The sequence below is a fragment of the Actinomycetota bacterium genome (genome assembly GCA_030019255.1).
Lineage (GTDB): Bacteria > Actinomycetota > Geothermincolia > Geothermincolales > RBG-13-55-18 > Solincola_A.
Window position 1 is genome coordinate 17594 of the sequence record JASEFK010000017.1, and the last position, 23791, is coordinate 41384.

A 23791-nucleotide genomic window follows, 5' to 3' on the forward strand; every position below is an offset into this window, starting at 1 on the left:
AGGGACGCGCCGCGCCGGCGGGTCCCACGGGACCGCGGTGGAGGTGACGAGATGAGTTCCACGTTCTTCGGCCTGCAGATAGCCTTTTCCGGCCTGCGGACCCAGCGCAAGGTGATGGAGACCATCAGCCACAACATCGCCAACGCCTCCACCGCCGGCTACACCCGGCAGAGGGTGGAGCTCACCGCCTCCCCGCCCTATCCCTTGGAGACCTCCCTCTACTTCCACGTCCGCCATCAGCAGGGGACGGGGGTGGAGGCGAAAAAGATCGTGCGGGTGGCCGATGCCTTTATCGACTACCAGCTGCGCGAGCAGATGGGCCTCCTGCAGGAGAAGCAGCAGATGGCGGACGTCATCTCCCAGGTGGAAGGGATATTCGGCGAACCCGGCGAGCAGGGGCTGGGCAGCGCCCTGGCCGCCTTCTTCAGCGGCTGGGAGGAGCTCACTCTGAACCCGGAGAGCCTGGCCGTGCGACGGAGTCTCATCTACCAGGGGGAGGCGCTGGCGGGGGCCTTCAATCGGCTGGGAGCAGAGATACGGGCGCTGCAGGGCAACCTGGACTTCGAGCTTGTCAGTTCGGTTGCCTCCATCAACCATCACGCCTCCTACCTGGCGGACATCAATGGCAAGATTCGCCGGATGGCGGGAAGCGGGGTGAATCCCAACGACCTGCTGGACGAGAGGGACCGTCTCCTCTCCGAGCTCCAGAAACTGGTTTTCGTGCACGTGGTGCAGCAGGAGAACGGGGAGGTCGACGTGTACATGGGCAACCGGGCGCTGGTGCGCGGGGATGCCGTCTACCGGGTGGCGGCGGAGGAGGAGGCCTCGGGTTATCACCGGCTGACCTGGGAGACCGACGGACGGCCCCTGGAGGTGCGGGGAGGCTCCCTCTACGCGGTGTACGAGATGCGGGACGAGTACCTTCCGGGCCTGAGGGAGGAGCTGAACCGGCTGACGGAGACCCTGGCCCAAAGGGTGAACCAGCTGCATTCCGAGGGATACGACCTTGCGGGCAACGCCGTGGCCGGCACCCCGTTCCAGGACTTTTTCCTGGGGAGCACCCTGGAGGAAATCAGGGTCAATCCCGCCTTGCTGGAGGACCCGTCGGGCATCGCCGCCTCCCTGGGGACGGGGCCCGGGGACGCGGAGAACGCCCGTCGCATCGCCTCCCTGCGGGACGAGAGGACCATGTTCGGTGAATATACCTTCATGGATTATTACCGGGGCGTGGTGGCCAGGGTGGGCACCGACGCCCGGGCCATGTACGCCGACCTGGAGAACACCAAGATCCTCACCTCGCAGGTGGAGAAATGGCGGGAATCGGTGAGCGGGGTGAACCTGGACGAGGAGATGGTGCGCCTGCAGGAGGCCCTCCACGCCTACCAGGCGGCGGCGCGCGCGGTGACGGCCATGGACGACGCCATCGCCACCCTCATCCAGGGAATGGGCATCGTGGGGAGGTAAGCGGGAAGGGAGGCGTGCCGGGGACGGGAACGGGTGGCAAGGCCCTCGCGGCGAGGGAAGGGGAAGCGGCGGGGATAATGGTAACAATTACCAGATAACGGACGGAGCGAGGGGTTACTGGCGGGCGAAAGGTCGCTCCGGGCGCCGGGCGAACCGAGGGAGTGATGAAAAGACGAGAGGGAGGACTTCACGGTCCGCGCAGAGGAGACGCGCGGGGAGTCGGCCCACGCGCTTCGCGGTGGCGGCGCGCGGAGAGGCACGAGGCGGGGAGGGGCGAGCCTTCGGGCGATGGAGCAGCCTTCGCGAGAGAAGCGGGGAGATGGTGACGATGAGGGTGACCAACCGGATGGCCAACCAGATGGTGCTGGCCGACCTGCAGAGGAGCCTGGAGAACCTCATGCGGGCCCAGGAAAAACTTTCCACAGGAAAGCGGGTCAACCGGCCCTCCGACGACCCCACGGCCGCCCACCGGGCGATCAGCTCCAGGGCCCAGCTGGCGGTCCTGGACCAGTTCACCCGCAACATCGGCGAGGTGAAGGCCTGGGTGGCGACGACGGAATACGCCTTGCGCGCGGTCTCCGATTCCCTCATCGAGGTGCGCACCCTGGCCGTGCAGGCGGCCAACGGGACCCTCTCCGACTCCGACCGGGAGAACATCGCCCAGCGCGTGGAGGAGTTCAACGAGCACATCTTCATGCTCACCCAGGAGCGCTATTTCGGGCGTTACGTCTTTTCCGGGACCCGGACCGGGGAGGTTCCCTTCGTGCGGTCCGGGGACGACGTCGCCTACCAGGGAAACGCGGCTCACATGAAGGTGAACATAGGGGAAGGAACTCCCCTGGTTTTCAACCTCACCGGGGAGGAGGTCTTCCTGGACCTGGGGAGCGGGGGGCACAGCCTGTTCAAGCTCCTCTCGGACCTCGCGGCCGCCATCCGCTCGGGAGATATCCGGCAAGTGGGAGGGGGACTCTTGGCCGACCTGGACGCCGCCCTGGACCGGGTGACGGAGAAGCTGGGCACGGTGGGTGCCGTCTATAACCGCCTGGAGAAGATGGAGGAGGTCATCTCCGGGCTGGTGGTGAAGCACAAGGAGTTACTCTCCCTGGCCGAGGACGCTGACCTGGCCGAGGCGGCCATGGATTTCCAGTTCAAGCAGACCGCCTACCAGGCCTCCCTGGCCGCCTGCGCCAAGGCCATCATGCCCACCCTCATGGATTACCTGAAATAGAAACCGTGGCCGGGGTGGGGCGCGGCGTCCCGGCGGGCGGAAGGGGGGCCAGGGTCGACTGGAAGGGAAGCGAGGCCCGGTTGACGGGGAGGCGGAAAGGAATATATTAGGAAAGAACCGGACTTGGAGGTGCGACGGTGCGGGAAAGCGAGGAAACCCGGGAGAGAGGGGAGCTGGAGAGCTTCCACAGCGAGAAGCTGGGCTGGATCCGGTACCGGCCCGACCAGGTGCTGGAGTTCCCGGAGGGACTTCTCGGCTTTTCCGACCTACATCGCTACGTGCTCATCGACCACCGCAAGGGCGTCTTCATGTGGCTGCAGTCCCTCGAGGACCCCGCGGTGGCTTTCCTGGTGGTGGACCCGTGGGCCTTCTTCCCGGATTATTCGCCCGAGGTCCCGGACGAGGACGTGGAGGCGCTGGAGCTCCGGGAGCCCTACAACTTCTCCCTCTTCTGCCTGGTCACCGTTCCGGCCGATCCGCGGCGGATGACCGTGAACCTGAGGGGCCCGGTGGTGGTCAACCTGAACAACCGCCGGGCCAGGCAGGTGGTGGTCTCCAACCCGGAGTATCCCATAAGGCAACCGGTCTTCCCAGAGGGGGAGGAGGCGGAGGGGGAGCGGCGAGAACCGCGGGATTGACCGTTGCGGCTTCCTCCGCCCCGTGGGCTTATGGCTTGGCTGCAGGAGCGGGACGGCGCAGCGGGCGCGGGTCGGCGGCCCGGAGCGAGGAGGGAAGAGGAGGCCGGAAGCCGGAGACGTAGGTTCGGAAGGGTAGAGGAGAAGGCGGGCAGGGATGCTGGTTCTCACGCGCAAGATAATGGAGAGCGTGGTCATCGGGGACGACATAGAGGTCTTCATCCTGGAGATCAAGGGCGACCGGGTGCGCCTGGGTATTAAGGCCCCCCGGGAGGTTTCCGTGCACCGCAGGGAGATATACGAGGAGATAACGCGCGCCAACGTAGAGGCCGCCTCGGCCACTCCCGAGGCCACCCGCGAGATGGATCGCCTGCTGGGCGAAAGGCACTTGCCGGGAGGGGGTTGACCGCCGGGTAGACGTCGCGGACGGCGGTGGATCGGGAACGGGGAGGGGCCGAGCGGAAGAGGCGAACGCCCATGATATTCCAGTGGCTTGGAAAACAGTTTAAGGGTGGAAAAGGGAACTGGAGGAAGTTGAGTTTATCCTCGGGGCCGGGAGGTTACCGGTTCCGGTCCGGCGAGGGCAGAGGCTGCATTAGGGGAGAGTCTAAGCCCTCCTCGAGGTCAGCGGGAGCGTGAGCCCGGCCTGCTTAGGAGGTAGAACTTGGAAGACAAGGACACGGGCCACGGGAAAAGGATAGTGTGTATCGAGGACGACCCCGATGTCTCCACCATGATCCGTACCGTCCTTTCCATGGAGGGCTACGAGGTGGTGGAGGCGGCCAAGGGCACCATGGGCCTGGACCTTCTTTACCGGACCTTCCCCCACGCTGTCCTCCTGGACCTACGCATGCCCATCCTGGGCGGCATGGGCATCCTGGAAATCCTCAAGGATAAAAGCGGCCTCCGGGAAGTTCCGGTGATCTGCGTGACGGCGGCGACCGACGAATTCTCCATGTACGAAGCCCTCTACCGCGGCGCCGATGCCTACCTTTTCAAGCCCATCAAGATCGATCTGCTCAAGCTGGTGCTGCGATTTCTCCTCGAGGAACGCGACCGCCCGTCCCGGGCGAGGGAGCTAGCCGGCTACGGGCGGGCGCGCGAGTTCCTGGACCTCGTGGGCCGGGACGTGGATCACCTCCCCAAGCTGGAGGCCCTCCTGGTCATATCCTCCCGGGGACGCATTGCCCGACACCGATTGGACGAGAGCATGGTCTACGGGGGTGGGGACTTGGCGTGCATCCTGGAGGAGATGGTAGAGTCGGGAATCCTCGTCGGCGAGGGAGAGGAAATCGCCGTCTCGGAGGCCTGGAGGGCCAGGGCGAGGAGGATAAGGGACCTGGCCGCGGAGCACCGTGGGCTGGAGCTCTTGGCCAACCTGGTGCACATGGGGATCAACCTCTTCGAGACCGGCGCCCCAGGGGCGGAAACGGGCTGAAGAGGTCACTTACCGGGAACTTTGCGCGTGGACGCCGGACCGCGAGACCTGGCTGCTTGGCGGGGAAGCTTCTTCGGCGATGGACAGCGGAAACGCACCTTCCGCGTGCGACCAGCGTTGAAGCAGGAAGTCCAGGTTCCGGAGGGAGGATTCGTCGTGGACGGGGGACTCCGCCGCGGACATCGATCCCAGGCGGAGGGCCTGTGATGCGTGAACCACCAGGAAGCGAAATCCGTATAAGCGGGCCCTCAGGGTCCAGTCCACGTCCCCGTAGGTGCCGGGAGGGAGGTAGCCCTCCTCGTCCAAGAAGCCCGTCTCCAAGGCCGGGCGACGGCGCAGGAGGGCGCAGTAAAGGGCCAGGGCTGGCACTTCATCCGTTCCTTCCACGGAGGAGGGCCTTTCGCCCTTGCGCAGTGGTAGGAGCAGGGGTTTGCCGTCCGGGGTGCGCGACGGGCGGTAGCCGGCATGGCAAATATTACCATCCATGTCCAGGATCAGCGCGGAGGCCGCCAACGCCCCGGGATCGCTTTCCAGGGCCGATAGAAGGTGGCGCAGCCAGTCCGGGCGCACCAGGACGTCCTCCCGCACCACGGCCAGGTAATCGCCCCGCGCCTCCAGAAGAGCCTGGTTCACGGCTGCCGGGAGGCCCGTGCCCCCCGGGTTCTCCAGTTTACGACAAGGAATGTTTTCCAGGTATCGACCGGGAACCGAACCGGGTTTGGCCAGGGAAACCATCAGCTCCCCCTCCTTCCCCAGGCTCCGGAGAATTGCTCCCAGGCACAGGTGAAGGAGGGGATGTCCCCGGAGGACGGGGACCAGCACGGTCACCCGGGTGTCCCCTTCCCGTGGCCCGGCGCCGGGATCGTCGCCCGTGTCCTCGGCGGGGGAAGGACGACTTGCGCAGCGGGGACAGGGACTGAGGGGGGAGAGGAAGCGCAGCTCGGAGAGGTGCAGCTCTCCGCAGAGGGGACAGCGCAGCTCCACCAGGGTGCCACGGCGCAGGGCCTCCTCCAGGTCCCTGAGCCCGGCGGGGCGCCCTTTGAGCAACGCCTCCCTGAATTTCTCGTGGGGAATGAAGTATTTCCTCACCGCTCGGACCTCTCTCCCGGGCCGGCGCGTCCCTCAGTTGGGGGAGGAAATCGCTTCCACGGCGGAGAGCAGGCGGCGTCTCAGGATGAGCGTCTCCAGTATCCCCTCCCAGAGGGGAGCGTAATGGTCGGACATGCGCCTCTCCACTATCTCCCTGGCCCGCCGCCCCATCCTGCGGCGCAGGTCCTCCTTCTCCACCAGCACGCTCAGGCGACCGAACCACTCCCTGCGGTGGGAGCAGAGGAAGCCGTTCTCGCCTTCCTCCACCAGGCGCCGGTAGGCGGGCAGGGGACTGGCCACGAAGGGGATGCCCAGGGCGGAGTACTCCAGGCCCTTGAGATCGCTCTTGCAGCGATTGAAGGAGTTGTCCGCCAGGGGCACCAGCCCCACGTCGAAGCGGGCCAGCATCCCAGGGTACTCCTCGAAGGGCACCGGGGGGAGGTATTCCTTCTGTTCTTCCGGTACCTGGTCAAGGAGGGCGAAGACCTCCTTGGGTCCCCCCACGGCCACCTTGACCTGCGGGTAGCGGCGGCACAGGGCCTCGAGGACCGGGACCAGGGGGCGGAAATCCTCCAGGTGGGTGGGGGAACCGGCCCAGCCCACCACCACCCTTCCCGCCTCCTTCTCCGGCCGCGGGTTCCACGCCGGGTCCCCCAGGTCGATGCAGTTGGGGAGGGGAAAGGTGTTGGGGTTCAGGGGGGTGAACAGCTCCGCGAGCTCCGGGGTGGACACGGTCACCCCGTCCGCCGCCCGGGCGCACTCCTCCAAGGCGCGAGCCTTGCCGTCCCGGCCTCGAAAGGCCCGAAAGGCCGGGTTGTAGAAGGGGGTGGCCCGCACGTGGTCGTCCACCTCCACCAGGCCCACCTTCCCCAGCGCGGCCAGCCTCCGCAGGAGGGTGAGCACGCCCTTGTGCTGGGCCATCTGGATAACGTAGACGTCGTAGGAGGTGTCCACGGGATCGTAGGTCTCCGGGTTGAGGCTCACCCCTACCCGCCAGTCGGCTCGGTGGCCCCGGCGGCGCAGGGCACGCGCCGGGTAAACGCACCGGTAATGCCCGCTCCCCGACAGGTTGGCGCAGTAGAAAAGCACCCTCATGCCCATCCCTCCCTCCAGGCCTGCTCCGCCGCGCGCGACCCCTGGTCTATGACCTTGGCGGGCGCGGGGCGGGACGGTTGGATCCTCCCCGCGCCGCCGAGTGCCATTCCATCACCCGTGGAGCGGCGGCGCAATAACCCAACGGCGGCTATGAAGTCCCCCTTTGGGGGGATTGACGTGAAGGCGACGCCGACGGCTCGAGGTCATTGGTCCACGGTGTCCCCTCCACGTGTGTAACCGTCGTGGCCGAGGCGAGACTTCAACCCGGGTAGTCGAGGTCGCGGGCCTCGATGGGCCTCTCCTGGTGCCTTCCCCGGGGGTGGCGGGCGCCGGGCGGCATGGACCCGCTTGGTTTGACACGGCCGGCGATACCGCGGCCCCTTCCCTCAATCCACCCTGCGTCGCCTGCCGCCCCGACAATCGGTGGATGGAGGAAAGGGCCGGACGTCCGAAGATGAAGGCGAGCGGGAAGGGAGCCTTCCCGGATTGACCAAGGAGGGATGCCCGTTGACCAAGGAGGGAAGGATGGAGCTCACCGACAGGCAGCTGGGGCTGCTGGAGAACGCCGTTTTCCTCTGGCTGACCATACTCCCCCCCGTCTCAGCCGAGGTGCAGAGGGAGCTAGGGGAGCTTCTCAACCAGCTGGGGAGGATGCGCTCCGCGTCCGTGGTGGGTAGGGAGCAATCCACCTCTTGACCGACTTCCCATCCGCCTTCGGGGGGATGGGCGGAGGCGCCCGGCGGGGCGAGATTAGGGTAAAAGCAGGGAAGCTCTTGGAGGTTCAAGGAAGGACGGTGATGCCATGGAGAGGGGACCTTAAGGATGCCCAGGGAGGGGCGGAGCCGGCCGGCCCCGCGGACAACAGGCCGGGAGCAGGCAGGAAGCCGTTGGGTCCGCGAGGACCCGGGAAAACTCGTCAAGGAGGATGATCGAAGATGGCACTCAGGATCAACCAGAACATCGCGGCGTACAACGCCCACCGCAACCTGACCCTCACCGACAGCCTGCTGTCCAAGTCGCTGGAGCGCCTGTCCTCGGGCCTGCGCATCAACCGCGCCGCCGACGACGCCGCCGGGCTGTCCATCAGCGAGAAGCTGCGCAGCCAGGTGCGGGGCCTGCAGCAGGCGGTGCGCAACGCCCAGGACGGCATCTCCCTCATCCAGACGGCGGAGGGCGCCCTGCAGGAGACCCACGCCATCCTACAGAGGATGCGAGAGCTGGCGGTGCAGGCGGCCAACGGAACCCTGACGGATGCCGACCGCCAAGCGATACAGTCGGAGGTGTCGAATCTCATTAACGAGGTCACCAGGATCGCCAATTCCACCAAGTTCAACGGTGAGGCCCTGCTCAATGGAGGCCTGGGATCGAGTATCACCGTGTCGGGATCCAGCCTCAACCCTCAGTACGGTATCAGTAACATAGAATCCCTCGGAGCCGCCGCCGGTACATACTACCTTTCTTTCGTCGCCAGCAGCAACGAGCTTACCTTGTCCGATGGAACCAATTCCGAGACCCTTAGAGTAACGGTTCCGAGCGGCGAGTTCGAGACCTCGGTGGTTACCTTCTCCAGTTTCTCCGTGGCGGTAACCATCAACTCCGCCCTCACCGCTGACATCGCCAGCGGAAACGGCGCTTTCGACGTGACCGCAGGGGCCATGAGCCTGCATATCGGGGCCTACAAGGATGAGACCATCACCGTGAGCGTGGGGGACATGAGGGCATCGGCACTGGGAATTGATTCCCTCGACGTGAGCTCCATAAGCGGGGCGGAAGCCGCCATCGAGTCCCTGGATTCAGCGATAAACCAAGTCTCCGAGCAGAGGTCCAACCTGGGGGCCGTTCAGAACCGCCTGGAGCACACCATCGCCAACCTGGGCGTGGCGGTGGAGAACATCTCCGCCTCCGAGTCCCGCATCCGCGACGTGGACATGGCCGCGGAGATGGTCAACTTCACCCGCCAGCAGATCATGATCCAGGCCGGCACGGCCATGCTGGCCCAGGCCAACGCGGTGCCCCAGACCGTGCTGCAGTTGCTGCGTTAATCCGGGAGGACCGGGCGGGGGCCCCGGCCCCCGCCCTATCTCGCACTCGGTAGGATGCCGCCCCTCCACGGCGCGTCCGCCGGAGGGGCGGCCCCGCCGGCCAGGGCCAGGGATGGAAGGTGATGGACATGGACGTCGGAAAGGTAGGAGCCGCCTACGCCTCCTTCTTCCAGGGGACCCGGCCCGCGGAAAGGCCGCGTGAGGAGAGTACCTCGGACCGCGCCCAGGTCTCGTCCGAGGAGACCCCCCTCGCGGCATCCAGGGCCGCGGAACGGGGACGCCCCGGCGGCGCCGAGGCGCTGACGCAGAGCCTCCTCTCCCGCCTGGTGCAGCGGCATCCCCGGGAGGTCAAGCTCCAGGTCCACGAGGCAACCAACCGGGTGATCATCCGCATCACCGACGCCCAGACGGGGGAGACCCTCACCGAGGTCCCCCGGGAGAGCTACCTAGACATGGTGGCCAGCTTCCTCTCCCGCCTGGACCGCCTGCAGGGGGAAGCCAGGGGGGTGAACCTGGACCGGGTCTTCTGAGGAGGAGACGCGGTCCCAAGACGGGTACGCGGAGGCACGGGCGCTCGAGGCGATAATCGAATATTACCGGGGGTGAAGGCCCATGAGTTATTATCTGAGCTCGATAGGAGGGGTTTCCGGTCTTTCCAGCGGGGTCGACTGGAGGGGCATCATCGATTCCCTCCTGGCCCTGGAGAGGAGGCCGGTCACCCTGCTCCAGCAAAGGCAGCAGAGGATCGCTGCGCAGGTATCAGCCCTGAACGAGATCAACGCCCGCCTTCTGGAGCTCAAGACTCGGGCCTTCACCCTCGGGCTGCCCTCCAGCCTCCTCGCCCGGAGGGTGGAGGTATCTGGGTCCTCCCTGACCGCGACCGCCTCCGCGGAGGCCCTTCCCGGCACCTATCGAGTCACCGTGCTCTCACTGGCCACCCCCACCACTGCCTCCGCCTCCGCGCCCCTGGGGATGGCGGTGGACGAGACCCTGCCCCTTGCCCAGACCCTTCCCACCGCTCCGTCGGTTGGATATTTCACCGTCAACGGGTCCCGTGTGTACGTGGACGCCGAGACCACCCTGGCCTCCGGGGATAACTCGGTGGTTGAGAGGGTGAACGCCTCCGGGAGCGGGGCGCGGGCGGTGCTCATCACCGACGCCGGGGGGCGGCTCAACCTCCTCGGTGTCTATACCACCGGGGACCGCCTGGTCCTGGGCGGCGCCTCGGACACCAGCGATTTCCTGAGCCTGGCCGGTCTTTACGGTTCCGCTGCCACCTCCGCCTGGGTGGGGGGCGTGGCCGAGGGCCCCGTGGAGGGTACCCTGGCGGGAGACCTTTCCAGCGACGTGACCGTGGCCTTCACCTACGGCGGGAACGACTACGTGACCGACGCCGGGGACCTGGGCTCCGCCCAGGCCGGCGTCACCACCCTCGAGGAGCTGGCCTCCCGCCTGGAGGCGGCCATGAACCGCGCCCTGGGGGAGGAGGGCCGAATATCGGTGGCGGTGGACGATCCCTCAGGATCCGGCAACGGGAGACTGGTGGTCGTGGATCGCTCCGGGGGCGGGGAGGTTGTTCTTACCGGGCTTTCCGGGACGGAGACCGCGGGCCTGCAGTCCCTCCTGGCCGCCGGCGGGGCCGAAGCGGGGCTGGCGGCCACGGGACAGGTGCCCCTGGGCAGGCTTTCCACCTCCCGCTTCCTCTACCAGGCGGGGTTCTCCGCTCACCTCCGGGACGGCTGGCTCTCCGGCTTTCTATCCTCGGGGGACGGAAAGGCGGGCTTTGACCTGGAGGGCACGGAGACGGTGAGCTTCACCTACAGGGGCGTGAACTACGAGACTGCCGCCCTGGAGTCCGTGCAGGCGGGGGTTACCGAGCTCTCGGCGGTGGCCGCCGACCTGGAGAGCAAGATGAACGCCGCCCTGGGGGAGGCGGGATCGGTGCGCGTGTCCCTCCTCCGGGACGAGAGCGGGAGGTACCGCCTGGCGGTGACCGATCTCGTGAACGAGGCTTCGGAGTCTCGCACCCTGGAATTCACCGCCGGCCCGGAGGTCCTGCGTCTTACAACCAGCCTGGGAGGCGAGGCGAAGGGTGCGGTATCCCTCAACGGCAAGGTGGTCTATTACGACAAGTATTCCGACACCCTCTCGGGGCTGCTCTCCCGCATCAACTCCGCAGGGGCGGGGGTTCGAGCCACCTATGACCCTCTTACCGACCGGGTGACCTTCATCTCCACGTTCACCGGCCCGGTATCCCTCGAATTGGTGGACGTGGCGGGGAACATCCTGGAGGGCCTGGGAGTGGCCGACGTCGCTTCGCAGGCCCTGGGGCAGGCTGCCTCGCTGGTCGTGGAGGGCTACAACGATGGCCTCCCCATCCATTCGGCGTCCAACACGGTCATCGGGGTGATACCCGGCCTCACCTTGACGTTGAGGGAGGTCAGCAAGAGTGACGAGCTCGGGAACCTCGTGCCCACCGTGCTCACCGTGGTGAGCGACGTGGACGCCGCCGTGCAGAAAGTAAAGGATTTCATCGATTCCTACAACCAGAACGTTGCCAAGATATCCGAATACCTAAGGTACGACGCAGAACAAAAGCAGGCTGGGCTGCTGGCCGGGGTCTCCCAGGCCCGGGACATCCTCAACCGGCTGCGCTCTCTCCCCTCGTGGGTGCCCGAGGGGTTGGAGGGGAGTCCCCGCACCCTCATGGATATCGGCATCTCCCTGGGAAGCGTGGGAACCTCGGTGGAGGAGGTGAAGGGTGGCCAGCTCCGGGTGGACGAGGAGAGGCTCTCCGCCGCCCTGCGGGACAACCCGGATAGGGTCTTCCGCATCCTGGGCCACTACGCGGGCCAGGTGACGCTGGAACCTGGAGGTACAGGGAGCATTATCTCCGCTTCCGGCCGGCCTTCCCAGGAAAGCAGGGCGGGGACCTATCGCATAGTCTCCGACGCGGAGGGAAACCTCACCGCCTACTTCACCCCGGCCGGCGGCATGGAGGAGCTGGTGGGGACCGGAATCATCTCCGCTTATGGCACCAACGACACCCTCATCCCCGGGGTGACCCTGAGGGCGGGCGCCCTGCGGGCGGGAGAGGACTACATCGTGAAGGAGGAGAACGCCACAGGGGTGGTGAAGCTCCTCGAGGAATATCTCGCACAGGTGACCTCACAGGGAGGGGTGCTCGACGGGTTGACGGCATTGCTACAGGAGAACTCAAGGGACCTGGCCTCCCAGGTAGAGAGGATGGAGGAACGCGTTAAGGCCACCGAGGCCCGGCTCATCGCCCAGTTCACCGCCATGGAAACGCTGCTGGCCCGCATGCAGACCCAGAGCCAGTGGCTGACCAACCAGATCCAGTCCCTGAACCGGAACTGGAGTGGTGGTGCTGGCTCGTGAGGCGGCAGGCAGTCGGGAAGAGAAGGCAGCCACATGCGGGGTCGCCGCGTGGCAGGCCTTGCGGCCGGAAGGGTTTCAGGAGTTCTTTGGTAAGGGGTGAGCGATGTACGACGCAAGGATAACGAGGCTCAACAGCGGCAAAGCGGCCGACGCGTACCGGGCCAACCAGGCGCAGACGGCCACCCCCATGGGCCTTATCGTTATGCTCTACGAAGGCGCCGTGTCCTTCCTGGACCAGGCGGAGAAGGCCGCCCGTGCCGGGAACTGGGAAACGGCCCAAGGCCTCGTCCGCCGGGCCCAGGACGTGGTCTATGAGCTCATGGGGTGCCTGGACATGGAGAAGGGTGGCCGCATCGCCGTGGACCTTTTCCGGATCTACGAGTACCTGGGCTACCGGCTGGTGCAGGCCCAGGTAAGGAGGGACCCGGGGCCCCTGGAGGAGGTGCGCGGCCACCTTTCCTCCCTGCGGGAGGCCTGGGTGGAGGCGGAGAAGAAGCTGCGGTCGGAGGCCAGGAGGGAGGAAAGGAGCGCCGTGCTTTGAGGGCTCCTCCCCTCGAGTGAGGCGGTTTCCTGATCACGGCAGCGACCGGGAAAGCGCGCGGCGCTCCAGGGCCTCGTCCCTCGGCCGCACTCTTGGAGGGCGGGTTCGGGAAGGGGAAGGTAATTCCGCGGCCCGGCGCCCCGAGTTCCCGGAGCGAGGCCCCCGGCGCCCGCTTTCGGGCAGGCGGCGAGGTGAAGGGGGCGACCCCGGGATAACCGGCTCAACGGAGGGGATGTCCATCGTCCTTTAGGGGGATGTAGGGGTGAGGACAAGGGAATACCCTGCGGTGGTGGAGGAACTGGAGAGGGCCTTCGAGAAGGAGAGGAAGGCCATCTTGAGCTCCGACGTGGAAGGTATTTCCAGGTCGCTTTCCGGGGTGGAGGAACTCCTGGACGAGCTCCTGGAAGCGTTGAGGACGGAGGAACCCCGCCGGGCCGCGGAGGTCCTCAAGTGGGCGGCCCGCAGGTGCGAGGAGAACGCTTCCCTCCTGCGGGCCCGCATGGAGGAGATAGGCGCGGAGGTGTCGAGGCTAAGGCGGGGGAGAAGGGCGGTGGCCGCCTACTCCCCTCCCTTGCCGGGAGGGTCGGGCAGGGCGGTGGATAGCGACGTGTGAGGTCCTCCGCGCCGCGGAGGACCCGTGGCGAAGAAAAACAACCGCCTCTCTCCCCGGGATGTCGAGGGACGCAAGGGGACTCTCCTCCACCCGAAGGGGGAGGGAAGGGAATCCGAGGAAGGTTCAGGGAAGGACAGCCCCCGGGTTGTCCTTCCCTCGTTTATCGGACCGCGCGGCGGGGTCGCGGCCGGGATGGAGAGGCTACGACCGGGCAAACGCTGGGAAAGGAGGCCGCCTTGGACGGCGCGGAATCCCTGCAGGAAAGGATACGGGAACGCATCGAGAGGATGCCGGCTCTGAACGCCGTGGTCCTGAAGCTTTTGTGCCTCACCTCGGGGGAGGATTATTCCTTCCAGGAGGTGGCGGAGACCCTGGCCTCCGACGCCTCCCTGGCCGCCCGCGTCCTGAGGGTGGCCAACTCCGCCTACTACGGCCTGCCGCGGCGGGTGGAATCCCTGGGCATGGCCGTGTCCATGATCGGCATACGGGCCGTCCGGCGCATAGTCATGAACATCACCACCTATGACCTCCTGAACGTGAACCTCCTGGGGTACGGGCTGGAGGAGGGCGGGCTTTGGGCCCACTCCCTGGCCGCCTCCCTGGCCACGGCGGAGCTCTGCGACCTCATCTCCTACCCGCACCAGGAGGAGATGCGCCTGGTGGCCTTGTTGCACGACGTGGGAAAGGTGGTGCTCTCCCCCTTCCTGGTGGAGGCGGTGGAGGACGGGGAGGTTCTCGCCGCGGGGGGCAGGAGGGGAGTGGAGATGGAGGACGAGCTCCTGGGCATCAACCACGCCGAGGTGAGCTCCCTCATCGCCGACCGCTGGAACCTCTCCCCTCGCTTCGTGGAGATCCTCAGGTGCCACCACGCGCCGGAGGAGTCGGCCAACCTGCCCCGCGGTACAGCCATCGTCAACCTCGCGGACACCATGGTCCGGGAGCTTATCAGGAGCGAGGAACCCTTCAAGGCGCTGATGGAGCTCGACCGCGAAGCCCTCCGTATCCTGCACCTCACCGAGGCCGATCTCATTCCGCACCTGGTGACCATCAACTCCCGCATCCTGGAGGAGATTCGGCAGTGGACGGGAGAGATGCTGGAGGAGGGGGGCGACGGGGAGCGGGCGCGGGCCGGTGAGTTCGACGACGAGTGGGGTCCCCTGCCCTGGGGGGAAGAAGGGCGGCGCGTGCAGGAAGGAGGCGGTGGCCGTGACATATGATCTTTTCGGCGACCGGGTTTTCCAGCTTCTCGGAAAGGCCATGGACGTCTACGCGCTGCGTCACGAAGTGACGGCCAACAACATCGCCAACGCCAACACCCCGGGTTTCAAGCGCTCCTACGTGCCCTTCGAGTCCGAGCTGAGGGAGCTCCTGGAGGAGGGCAAGGGGAGTCTGGATGACCTGGAGCCGGAGGTTCGGGTGGACGAGATGACCCAGGCCCGGGAGGACGGGAACAACGTGGACATGGAGCAGGAGACGGCGGAGATGGTGAAGAACAGCCTCCGCTACTCGGCGGCTGGATCCGTTCTCCGCACCAGGTTTTCCATGTACCGCTACGTGATATCGGAGGGCAAGCGTTGAGGGATGCGGGCTTCGCGACGGCGTGTTCCGGGCGGGAAACCGCACCGGTTCGCCGTGCCTCCGCGGGGGCGAGGCGGCGGTTCCGGGGAAAGCCGGTGATGTCCTCCGCCGGGAGGTCACGGACGGCGAGGGCTTCGCTGCCCGGGGATGTCGTGGGCGAAGTCCGGCGATCGGCACGGGGAGGATCGGTACCGGGAGGTAAGAGATGGGTCTTTTCAACGCCTTGAATATCAGCGCCTCGGGCATGACCGCCCACCGCATGTGGATGGACGTCATCGCCTCCAACATCGCCAATTCCGAGACCACCCGCACTCCCGAGGGGGGACCCTACCGACGGAGGGAGGTGGTCTTCTCCGCCGAGGCGGGAACGGGGGCGGATGACGGCCGGGAGACGGGTCGGGGGGTGAAGGTGGTGGGGGTGGTGGAGGACCAGGGCCCGCCGCGCCTGGTCTACGAGCCCGACCACCCGGACGCCCGGGAGGACGGCTACGTGGAGATGCCCAACGTCAACCCGGTGACGGAGATGGTGGACCTGGTGGTGGCCTCACGGGCCTACGAGGCCAACGCCACCGCCCTGGAGGCGGCCAAGTCCATGTTCACGAGGGCCCTGGACATCCTCAGGTGAAGGGCCGTCGGGGGTACGACGCGAGGACCGGAGGAGACCCGTTGAGGGGGGAGGTGAGAGGATGAAGATCACCCCGTACGGGACCTATCCCTACCAGGCGTCAAGGAACGCCGGCGTCTCCACCGGCGCGCGGGCCGGGAAGGCCTTCGCGGCGGGGGAGGGGGTGGATTTCGCCCAAGGGCTGGGGAAGGCCCTGGACCGGCTGGAGAGGGTGCAGGCCCAGGCTGACGACATGGTTGCCAAGCTGGTCACCGGGCAGGCCGAGGACATCCACAGTGTCATCCTGGCCGTGGAGAAGGCCAACCTCTCCCTCCAGATGGCGGTGCAGGTGCGCAACAAGGTCCTCGAGGCCTACCAGGAGATCATGCACATGCAGGTCTAATCCCCCGCGGCGACCTGGCGGGCAAGCGAGGCCCCGGTCCGTCGGGGGGCGGAAAAGCGAGGTGAGAAGCGGGAGATGCAGGGACTGTTGGACTGGCTGCGACGCGTATCCGGCCGCTACACCACGGCCCAGAAGGTGGGGACCCTGCTGGTCGCGGTAATCCTCATCCTGGGGCTGGTGATGGCGGCGCGCTGGGCGTCGCGTCCCCGCTACCGGGTCCTCTTCTCCGGCCTGGAGGGCGAGGAGGTCTCCAAGGTGCTGGCCAAGCTCGACGAGCAGAAGGTGGATTACCGCGTGGAGGGGTCGGCCATCCTGGTCCCCCAGGACCAAGTGGACAAGCTGCGCCTGGAGCTCTCCATGGAAGGGGTGCCCTCGGGGGGGAAGGTGGGGTACGAGGTCTTCGACTCCACGGGTTTCGGGGCCAGTGAGTTCAGCCAGAAGGTTAACTACCAGCGGGCCCTGGAGGGCGAGCTCTCCCGCACCATCTCCTCCCTCGAGCAGGTGGAGGCCGCGGACGTGCACATCGTCCTGCCCGAGGAGGGAATATTTACCAGCGGCGACCGGAAGGCCTCCGCCTCGGTCCTGGTGAAACTGAAACCGGGTCAGAAGCTCAGCTCGGGACAGGTGGAAGGGGTGCGAAACCTGGTGGCCGGGGCGGTCATGGGCCTGAGTCCCGAGGACGTGGCCGTGGTGGACGAGGCGGGGAACACCCTCACGGGGGGCGAGTCCTCCATGGCCCAGGCCGCCACCCAGCTGGAGGCCCTGCAGGCCTACCGCAGCTACTTCGAGTCCTCCCTCCAGGAGGTGGTGGACCGCGTGGTGGGGAGGGGCAAGGGCATCGTCAAGGCCCACGTGTCCGTGGACTTCTCCCAGAGCGTGACCCAGGAGGAGAGTTATCGACCTTCCACGGAGGGAGGCCTTCCCAAGAGCCAGCAGACCTTCGAGGAGGTGTACAACAACGGGGTTGGAACCGCTACCGGGGTGCCCGGGACCGGCTCCAACATCCCCGATTACCAGTCCCTCACCCAGGGGAGTTCCGGAGCCGCCTACCAGAAGCGGGAGACCAAGACGGAATACGAGAACAACCGGGAGGTTACCGAGAAGACCAGTCCCCCGGGAAAGATCACCGGCGTCAGCCTGGCCGTGTTGGTGGACCAGGGGGTGGATCATGCCACGGTGACCGCCCTGGAGGAGGCCCTCTCGGCGGCGGCCGGGATCGACCCGGGCCGGGGGGACGTGATAGCCGTGCAACAGGTTCCCTTCGACACCGCCCAGCAGGAGGAGGCGCGGGCCGCCCTGGCCAAGGCCGAGGGCGGAAGGCGGTTGATGGAGTGGGCGCGGCTGGGGGGACTGGTCCTTTTGGTCGCGCTTTTCGCCTTCTTCCTCCTGCGCAGGCTGAAGCGGGTTAAAAAACGTCTCGCCGAGCTTCCCATGCTCGACGTGACCGCTTCCCAGGCCCTTGAGGAGGCGGTGGAAAAGGCCCGGCCCATGCTCACCGGGACAACCAAGAGCCCCGTGCTGGCCTCCATCGAGATGTTCGCCAACCAGAGGCCGGACGAAGTGGCCAAGGTGCTCCGGGCCATGCTCAAGGAGAGGTGAGGAGAGATTGCTTTCCCACTACACTCCGTGGGGCGTGGAAGAGTGGGAGAAATACCAGTTCCTGGAAGGTAAGGTTCGCGCAGGAGGGATCGGAAAGTGGCCTTGGACGTCTCCACCCTGCACGGGATGAACAGCGAGCGGAAGGCGGCCATCCTCCTGGTTTCCCTGGCCCCGGAGGTGGCCTCCAAGGTCATGCAGTACCTGAGCGAGGAGGAGATCGAGACCCTCACCCTGCACATAGCCAACCTCACCCGGGTCAGCCAGGAGGAGAGGGATTTCGTCCTGGAGAACTTTTACGACCGTATCGCGGGAGGCGGGGAGCTGCAGGCGGGGGGTATAGCCTTCGCCAAGGAACTCCTGGAAAGGGCGCTGGGCCCCCAGAAGGCCCAGGTCATCCTGGAGAAGTTGAGCACCTCCGTCCGGGTGGCCCCCCTCTCCTTTTTAAGGGAGGTGGACGTGAACCAGCTGGCTGCGGTGCTCCAGAACGAGCATCCGCAGACCATCGCAATTATCCTGGCCCACATGCCGCCCAGGGAGGCCGCGGAGATCCTCTCCACCCTCCCCGACGAGATGGCCATAGACGTGTCCATGCGCCTGGCCCTCATGGACCGGACGGCTCCCGACGTCCTGCACAGCATCGAGAGGGTGCTGGAAAAGAGCCTGGCTGGGGCGGTGGTGCGAAGCTACGAGGAAGACGTCTCCGGGGGGGTCAAGGCCCTGGCGGAGATTCTCAACAACGTGGACCGCTCCACGGAGAAGTCCATCCTCGAGGCCTTTTCCCAGAAGAACCCGGAACTGGCGGAAGAGGTCAAGAAGCTTATGTTCGTCTTCGAGGACATCGTCACTCTGGACGATCGCTCCATACAAAAGGTCCTCCAGGACGTGGAGACCAAGGAGCTGGCCCTGGCCCTCAAGGGAACCGCCCCCGAGGTGAGGGACAAGATACTCAGGAACCTGTCCGAGAGGGCCGCCGAGATGCTGCAGGAGGAGATCGAGTACCTCGGCCCGGTGCGCCTGCGCCAGGTGGAGGAGGCGCAGCAATCCATAGTCTCCAAGATCCGGGCCCTGGAGGAGGCGGGGGAGATCATCATCGCCCGAGGTGGAGAGGATGAGATCATCGAGTGACCCCTGGGAGAGCCTGGACGCCCTCCTCGAGGGCGGCGGGTTGCCCTCACCGGGGAGCAGGGTCTTCAAGCGGGTGCGCCTGGCCGGGGTGTGCCGGGTGCCGGCACCCCTGGGCGAGCAGGCGGGGACGCGCCTGGAGAACGGGTACCCCCTGGAGGTGACCGCCATCCTGGACGCGGAGAGGGAGAGGGCCCGCGAGGAAGGGGCCAGGAGGGGTTACGAGGAGGGTTTCCGCGAGGGATGGGAGGAGGCGCGCCGGGAGGCGGCGGAGCTGGTCCGGGCGGCGGCCGCCCTGAGGGATGGACTGGAGAGGGCGAGGCGGGAGCTCCTCGCCGGCCTGGAACGCGAGGTGGCGGAGATGGCCCTCGAGGTGGGGGAGAAGCTGGCCCTGCAGAAGCTGGACGGGAACGCGGACTCCCTGGGAGAGATGGTGAGGGCGGTCATCTCCAGGGCCGCTGACAGGCGATCCCTGAGGGTGCGCATGCACCCAAGGGATCTGCGTCTCCTTGCCGACCGGGTGCGCGAGATCGCCTCCTCGTTCACCGACGTGGAGGGAATGGAGCTGGTGGAGGACGCCGAGATCCTCCCGGGAGGTTGCGTGGTGGAGACCCCGGCGGGGACCATAGACGGCCGCCTGGAGGAACGGCTGGAAAGGGTAAGGGGTGCCGTTCTCCCGGAGGAGGGAGTGGAGGTCACCGGTCCGGGGACGCCCCGGTCCGGGGATGGGGCTCATGGTTGAGGACGGGAACCGGGTTTGGGAGCGGGATGGCGCGATGCAGATACGGGATGAGGAGATCCTCGAGGAAACCAAGAGGGGACTTTACCTCCGCAGGAAGAGGCTTCGGGAAACCGATCCCCTGCTCTTCACCGGTCGGGTGGAGAGGATGGTGGGACTGATCGTGGAGGCCAGGGGTCCGGGAGGCACGGTGGGGGAGCTTTGTCGTATACGGGATCGAGAGGGCCAGGACCTGCTGGAGGCCGAGGTGGTGGGATTCCGGGAGGGCAAGGTGCTCCTCATGCCCCTGAGCTGGACACACGGGGTGGGTCCCGGATGCGAGGTCCTCGCCCTGGGCAGGCCGCTCTGCGTTCCCGTGGGGGAGGAACTCACGGGAAGGATACTCGACGGCTTGGGCCGTCCCGCCGACAACCGGCCCCTTCCCCCCGGCCTGGAGATGCGCCCGGTGGAGAACGACCCTCCACATCCTCTGGAGCGCAGGAGGATCACGGAGCCCCTGGGCCTGGGGATAAAGGCCATCGACGGCCTTCTCACCTGCGGCAAGGGACAGAGGATGGGCATCTTCTCCGGGAGCGGGGTGGGCAAGTCCACCTTGCTGGGGATGATCGCCCGTTACACCCAGGCCCAGGTAAACGTCATCGCCCTGGTGGGCGAGAGGGGCCGCGAGGTGAGGGAGTTCATCGAGCGCGACCTGGGCGAGGAGGGACTGCGGCGTTCCGTGGTGGTGGTGGCCACCAGCGATGAGCCGGCGATGATCCGGGTGAAGGCGGCCCTGGCCGCCACCACCATCGCCGAGTATTTCCGGGACCTGGGGATGGACGTGCTCTTCATGCTGGACTCGGTGACCCGTTTCGCCATGGCCCAGCGGGAGATCGGCCTGGCCGCGGGGGAGCCTCCCACCACCCGAGGTTACCCTCCCTCCGTCTTCGCCCTCCTTCCCCGGCTCATGGAGAGGACCGGGTGCGGGAAACGGGGGACCATCACCGCCCTCTATACCGTGCTGGTGGAGGGCGACGACATGAACGAGCCCATCGCCGACACCAGCCGCTCCATACTCGACGGTCACGTGGTCCTCTCCCGGGAGATAGCGGCCCGGAACCATTACCCGGCCATCGATGTCCTGCAGAGCGTGAGCCGCCTGGCCTCCGAGATAACCAACGCCCGCCACAGGGCGGCCGCCGACTGGTTGCGCAGGAACCTGGCCGTCTACCGGTCCAACGAGGACCTCATCAACATTGGCGCCTACCGGGCCGGCTCCAACCCGGAGATAGACCGCGCCCTGAGGTACATCCAGGACATCAACGCCTTTCTCCGCCAGAAGGTGGAGGAGAGCTTCACTTACCAGGAGGTGGTGGACATGCTGGTCAACCTGCACGAGGAGGCGGAGGGGCGATGACCATCCGCCTGGCATGGGCATGTTACGGATCGCGGAAGCGGCCGGGTCGCGCTCCACGGGCGGCGGGCAGGACCGCTTCCCGAAAGAAGACCGGGTGGGATGGTGAGAGATGAAGAAGTTCTCCTTTCGATTGGAGTCGGTGCGCAGGCTGCGAACCGCCCAGGAGGAGGAACGCAAGAGGATCTTCGGGGCCGCCGCCAGGCGATATCACGAGGAGAGAGAGGCCCTCCACGCGCTCACCGAGCGGGAAAGGAAGGCCCGCGAGAGGCTGGCCCGGGAGCTCTCTTCCGGATGTGCCAGCGGGGTCCTGGCGGCCATGAACGAGTTCTTGCGGGGAAACGCGGTGCGCATCAAGGCGCAGGTGGAAAGGACGGAGGAGGCCAGGGCCAGGATGGAGGAGGAGCGCCGTCTGCTGGCGGAGGCCTCCAAGGAGCGCAAGGTGGTGGATAGGCTCCGGGAGCGGGCCCTGGAGCGCCACCGGTACGAAAGTTCCCGGGAGGAACAGGGTTTCCTGGACGAGGTGGCCGGGGTGCGTTTTGTCCTCGGCGGAAACCTCCCGGCGGCGGGAAGGAAGTGGACGGAGCGGGACGGGACGTGACGGGAGCGACGTGTGCCGGGCTAAGAACCAAGGGAGCGGGTGACGAGCGATGCTCGAGGGAGTACGCGGAGTGCAGGCGCGTATCGCGGAGATCGAGGCCGGCCTTTCCACGCTGAGGCGCAGACCCCTCGCCCCTACCTTCCGCGCCCTGGTGGAGAAAGCCCTGGCGGAACCGGCGGCAGGCGGCGCGACCCGCCTTTACGGGGTCGGGGTCTCCGCCGCGGCAGCCGATGACGCCGCGCGGGTGGAACGGCTCCGGAACTACATGCGCAACCGTCTCTTCAATCCCGAGCTGGCCGCCTGCGCCGCGGACTTCGTGGAAGCGGCCGACCGCTACGGCATGGACTGGAGGCTGGGGGTGGCCCTGGCCACCGCGGAATCCTCGGGAGGAAAGTATTGTTTCCGCCCTTACAATCCCTTCGGGATCATGGGCAGGAGTTTTTCCAGTTTCCGGGAGGCCGTCTGGGAGGTGAATCGCCTGGTGGACTCCTACGGTTTCGGAAACGACCCGAGGGCCATTCTTCGCAAGTACAACCCCTCGGGAGGGGAAGCGTACGTAAGCAAGGTCCTCTCCGAGATGTCGAGGATTTAAGGCCATGGTAGGTCGAGCTCAAGGCCGTGGATGGAGAGATGGTAGATATTGCCATGGCAAAGCGTGGTGGGAGTGGATGGGAACCGCCGTCTCCTCAAACGGAACGGATGGAGTAATGGAAGGAATTACCGGGATGACGCGTGGTCAGGCTGGTTGGGACCCGCAGGCTCCCTTGACCGAACGGGTGGAGAGATGGAAGGGATTACCAGTGTAACGCAGAGGATAGCGGAGATCGAGGCCCGCCTCAGGGAGCTTTTCCGGGCGGGGACGTACCCTCCCGGGATGAACCAGGTGCAGGCCCCGGAGGGCGCGTCCACCGTCTTCTCCCCCTTCGGGACCTACCTTCAATCCTCCCTTAACGGGGTTGGGGAAGCGGTGGTGCAGGAGGCCGGCAAGTTCCTCGGGGTTCCCTACGTCTACGGGGGCGCCACGCCGAGCGGTTTCGACTGCTCGGGGTTGGTGCAGTACGTTTTCCGGAAGTTCGGGGTGGAGCTGCCCCACTACACGGTCACCCAGGCCCAGCGGGGAACTCCCGTGAGCAGGTCGGAACTGCGACCCGGGGACGTGATTTTTTTCGGGGAGAACGGGGGCCGCGGTTTCCTGTACCACGTGGGGATTTACATCGGCGGCAACCGTTTCATCCACGCTCCCCACACGGGGGACGTGGTGAAGATAAGCGAGTTGGTGGGAAAGTACGACCGCAATTTCGCCTGTGCCCGCAGGTACCTTTGAAAAGCTCTTGAATTCGCCCGTTTCGCGTCCGGGGGCGGACCGGGTGGGGGATTCCCGTCCGGAGGCCACGTGGCCGGAAAGGGATGGACGGTGCCATCCCGGAACCCGGGCCCGGAAGGGCGGGCGGGTTGAAAAAAGGACCCTGGGTCCGCAGGAAAGGAGGTGAGAAGATGCAGGGAACGGCAGTGCGGCTGCCGGTCGAGGACTCCTCGCGGGAGGCGCGCGGACGTCAACAGGCCGCCGGTCGACCTCGCTTGCCCGGTCCCCTTGCGTGGCAAGCCTTAGCCGGGGAAGGCCGTTGCGCCGGGCTGATGGCCGGGGCGGGCGTTTTCGCCGCCCTGGTGGGAAAGATGGCGCCACCGGAAGCGGCGCGGGGGGAAATCGTGGATGGAGGACGGGAGCCGGGGCTCCTCGCCATGGTCTCGGATGCGCGCCTCGTGGCGCTCGCGGGACGCGGTGAGGTCATCCCGGCGCATGATGCGCCCACCGGGAGGGAGCCGCGAGTCGCCGGGGAGGCCGGGAAAGGCCTTTCTCCCGCCATCGCCCAGCCCGGCTCGCCGGAAGGGGCAGGAAAGGCATGCGGGAAAGTGGAGCTACCCGCCTCCGCTGGTGGTGGGGTGGAAAGTGTGTTCCTAGTGACCCGCGTGACCCCTGCGCCCGACTCCGGTGAAGCCGAGGGACGTATCCCTCTCGCGGTTCGTGGGCCTGAAACGGGCGGGTCCGCGTCCTTGGCGCGGGAAATGCCCCTTGTCAAGGTGGAAGGCGACCCGGAACCAGGAAACTTGAAGGCGTTATTAGGGTCACCGGGTGCCCCTGTTCCCCATGCGGGCGGAAAAGCTGAGGGAGACCCGCCGTGGTTTCCGGTAACGCGACACCTCGCCGGG

At 66.6% G+C, this 23791-nt stretch carries 24 protein-coding genes; 22 read left to right on the plus strand and 2 right to left on the minus strand.

The window, feature by feature from the left end:
- Positions 1-51 precede the first annotated feature (51 nt).
- The 5 genes from flgK to QME84_11520 all read left to right on the plus strand — a co-directional run bounded on the left by flgK (position 52) and on the right by QME84_11520 (position 4765).
- Complete coding sequence (gene flgK / locus QME84_11500) at positions 52-1464, plus strand: flagellar hook-associated protein FlgK (protein MDI6874888.1); 1413 nt, start codon at positions 52-54, stop codon at positions 1462-1464.
- 328 nt (positions 1465-1792) lie between these two features.
- Positions 1793-2692, plus strand: a complete 900-nt coding sequence (gene flgL / locus QME84_11505; protein ID MDI6874889.1) for a flagellar hook-associated protein FlgL — start codon at positions 1793-1795, stop codon at positions 2690-2692.
- A 137-nt stretch (positions 2693-2829) separates the two neighbouring features.
- Entirely contained in the window at positions 2830-3330 is a 501-nt protein-coding gene (fliW, locus tag QME84_11510) for a flagellar assembly protein FliW (protein ID MDI6874890.1), read from the plus strand.
- Positions 3331-3484: 154 nt separating this feature from the next.
- Entirely contained in the window at positions 3485-3733 is a 249-nt protein-coding gene (gene csrA / locus QME84_11515; GenBank protein MDI6874891.1) for a carbon storage regulator CsrA, read from the plus strand.
- A 258-nt stretch (positions 3734-3991) separates the two neighbouring features.
- Positions 3992-4765, plus strand: a complete 774-nt coding sequence (locus QME84_11520) for a response regulator (GenBank protein MDI6874892.1) — start codon at positions 3992-3994, stop codon at positions 4763-4765.
- A 9-nt stretch (positions 4766-4774) separates the two neighbouring features.
- On the opposite strand, the gene QME84_11525 is transcribed toward QME84_11520, so the two are convergent.
- Entirely contained in the window at positions 4775-5854 is a 1080-nt protein-coding gene (locus tag QME84_11525) for a glycosyltransferase (protein ID MDI6874893.1), read from the minus strand.
- A 33-nt stretch (positions 5855-5887) separates the two neighbouring features.
- Positions 5888-6955 carry a glycosyltransferase gene (locus QME84_11530; protein ID MDI6874894.1) on the minus strand — a complete coding sequence of 356 codons (1068 nt, stop codon included), beginning with the start codon at positions 6953-6955 and terminating at the stop codon, positions 5888-5890.
- Positions 6956-7456: 501 nt separating this feature from the next.
- Here QME84_11530 and QME84_11535 point away from each other — a divergent pair.
- From QME84_11535 to QME84_11615, 17 genes are all read left to right on the plus strand, one after another.
- Positions 7457-7645 (plus strand): hypothetical protein, encoded by a 189-nt coding sequence (locus tag QME84_11535; GenBank protein ID MDI6874895.1) that lies wholly within the window; start codon positions 7457-7459, stop codon positions 7643-7645.
- Positions 7646-7884: 239 nt separating this feature from the next.
- On the plus strand, positions 7885-8991 hold the full coding sequence (locus QME84_11540; GenBank protein MDI6874896.1) for a flagellin: 1107 nt from the start codon (positions 7885-7887) through the stop codon (positions 8989-8991).
- Between the two features lie 128 nt (positions 8992-9119).
- Positions 9120-9521 (plus strand): flagellar protein FlaG, encoded by a 402-nt coding sequence (locus QME84_11545; GenBank protein ID MDI6874897.1) that lies wholly within the window; start codon positions 9120-9122, stop codon positions 9519-9521.
- 82 nt (positions 9522-9603) lie between these two features.
- Entirely contained in the window at positions 9604-12390 is a 2787-nt protein-coding gene (gene fliD / locus QME84_11550; GenBank protein MDI6874898.1) for a flagellar filament capping protein FliD, read from the plus strand.
- 103 nt (positions 12391-12493) lie between these two features.
- On the plus strand, positions 12494-12931 hold the full coding sequence (gene fliS / locus QME84_11555) for a flagellar export chaperone FliS (GenBank protein MDI6874899.1): 438 nt from the start codon (positions 12494-12496) through the stop codon (positions 12929-12931).
- A gap of 262 nt (positions 12932-13193) precedes the next feature.
- Positions 13194-13544, plus strand: coding sequence for a hypothetical protein (locus tag QME84_11560; protein ID MDI6874900.1), 351 nt, complete (start codon positions 13194-13196; stop codon positions 13542-13544).
- 236 nt (positions 13545-13780) lie between these two features.
- On the plus strand, positions 13781-14761 hold the full coding sequence (locus QME84_11565; protein MDI6874901.1) for an HDOD domain-containing protein: 981 nt from the start codon (positions 13781-13783) through the stop codon (positions 14759-14761).
- Positions 14745-15122: a flagellar basal body rod protein FlgB gene (flgB, locus tag QME84_11570; protein ID MDI6874902.1), complete on the plus strand. Its 378-nt coding sequence runs from the start codon at positions 14745-14747 to the stop codon at positions 15120-15122. The genes QME84_11565 and flgB overlap by 17 nt, the downstream gene beginning before the upstream one ends.
- 205 nt (positions 15123-15327) lie before the next feature.
- The gene (gene flgC / locus QME84_11575) at positions 15328-15747 is read left to right on the plus strand and encodes a flagellar basal body rod protein FlgC (GenBank protein ID MDI6874903.1); all 420 of its coding nucleotides are present in this window, start codon (positions 15328-15330) and stop codon (positions 15745-15747) included.
- A gap of 61 nt (positions 15748-15808) precedes the next feature.
- Positions 15809-16129, plus strand: a complete 321-nt coding sequence (gene fliE, locus QME84_11580; protein ID MDI6874904.1) for a flagellar hook-basal body complex protein FliE — start codon at positions 15809-15811, stop codon at positions 16127-16129.
- Between the two features lie 75 nt (positions 16130-16204).
- Complete coding sequence (gene fliF / locus QME84_11585; protein ID MDI6874905.1) at positions 16205-17728, plus strand: flagellar basal-body MS-ring/collar protein FliF; 1524 nt, start codon at positions 16205-16207, stop codon at positions 17726-17728.
- A gap of 126 nt (positions 17729-17854) precedes the next feature.
- On the plus strand, positions 17855-18853 hold the full coding sequence (fliG, locus tag QME84_11590; protein MDI6874906.1) for a flagellar motor switch protein FliG: 999 nt from the start codon (positions 17855-17857) through the stop codon (positions 18851-18853).
- A complete protein-coding gene (locus tag QME84_11595; GenBank protein ID MDI6874907.1) occupies positions 18837-19592 on the plus strand; it encodes a FliH/SctL family protein in 756 nt (251 codons plus the stop codon). The genes fliG and QME84_11595 overlap by 17 nt, the downstream gene beginning before the upstream one ends.
- Positions 19593-19626: 34 nt before the next feature.
- Positions 19627-20985, plus strand: a complete 1359-nt coding sequence (gene fliI, locus QME84_11600; protein ID MDI6874908.1) for a flagellar protein export ATPase FliI — start codon at positions 19627-19629, stop codon at positions 20983-20985.
- 109 nt (positions 20986-21094) lie between these two features.
- Positions 21095-21583: a flagellar export protein FliJ gene (fliJ, locus tag QME84_11605; protein ID MDI6874909.1), complete on the plus strand. Its 489-nt coding sequence runs from the start codon at positions 21095-21097 to the stop codon at positions 21581-21583.
- Positions 21584-21632: 49 nt separating this feature from the next.
- Positions 21633-22175 carry a hypothetical protein gene (locus QME84_11610; GenBank protein ID MDI6874910.1) on the plus strand — a complete coding sequence of 181 codons (543 nt, stop codon included), beginning with the start codon at positions 21633-21635 and terminating at the stop codon, positions 22173-22175.
- A gap of 192 nt (positions 22176-22367) precedes the next feature.
- Positions 22368-22907 (plus strand): C40 family peptidase, encoded by a 540-nt coding sequence (locus tag QME84_11615; GenBank protein MDI6874911.1) that lies wholly within the window; start codon positions 22368-22370, stop codon positions 22905-22907.
- Positions 22908-23791: the final 884 nt, after the last annotated feature.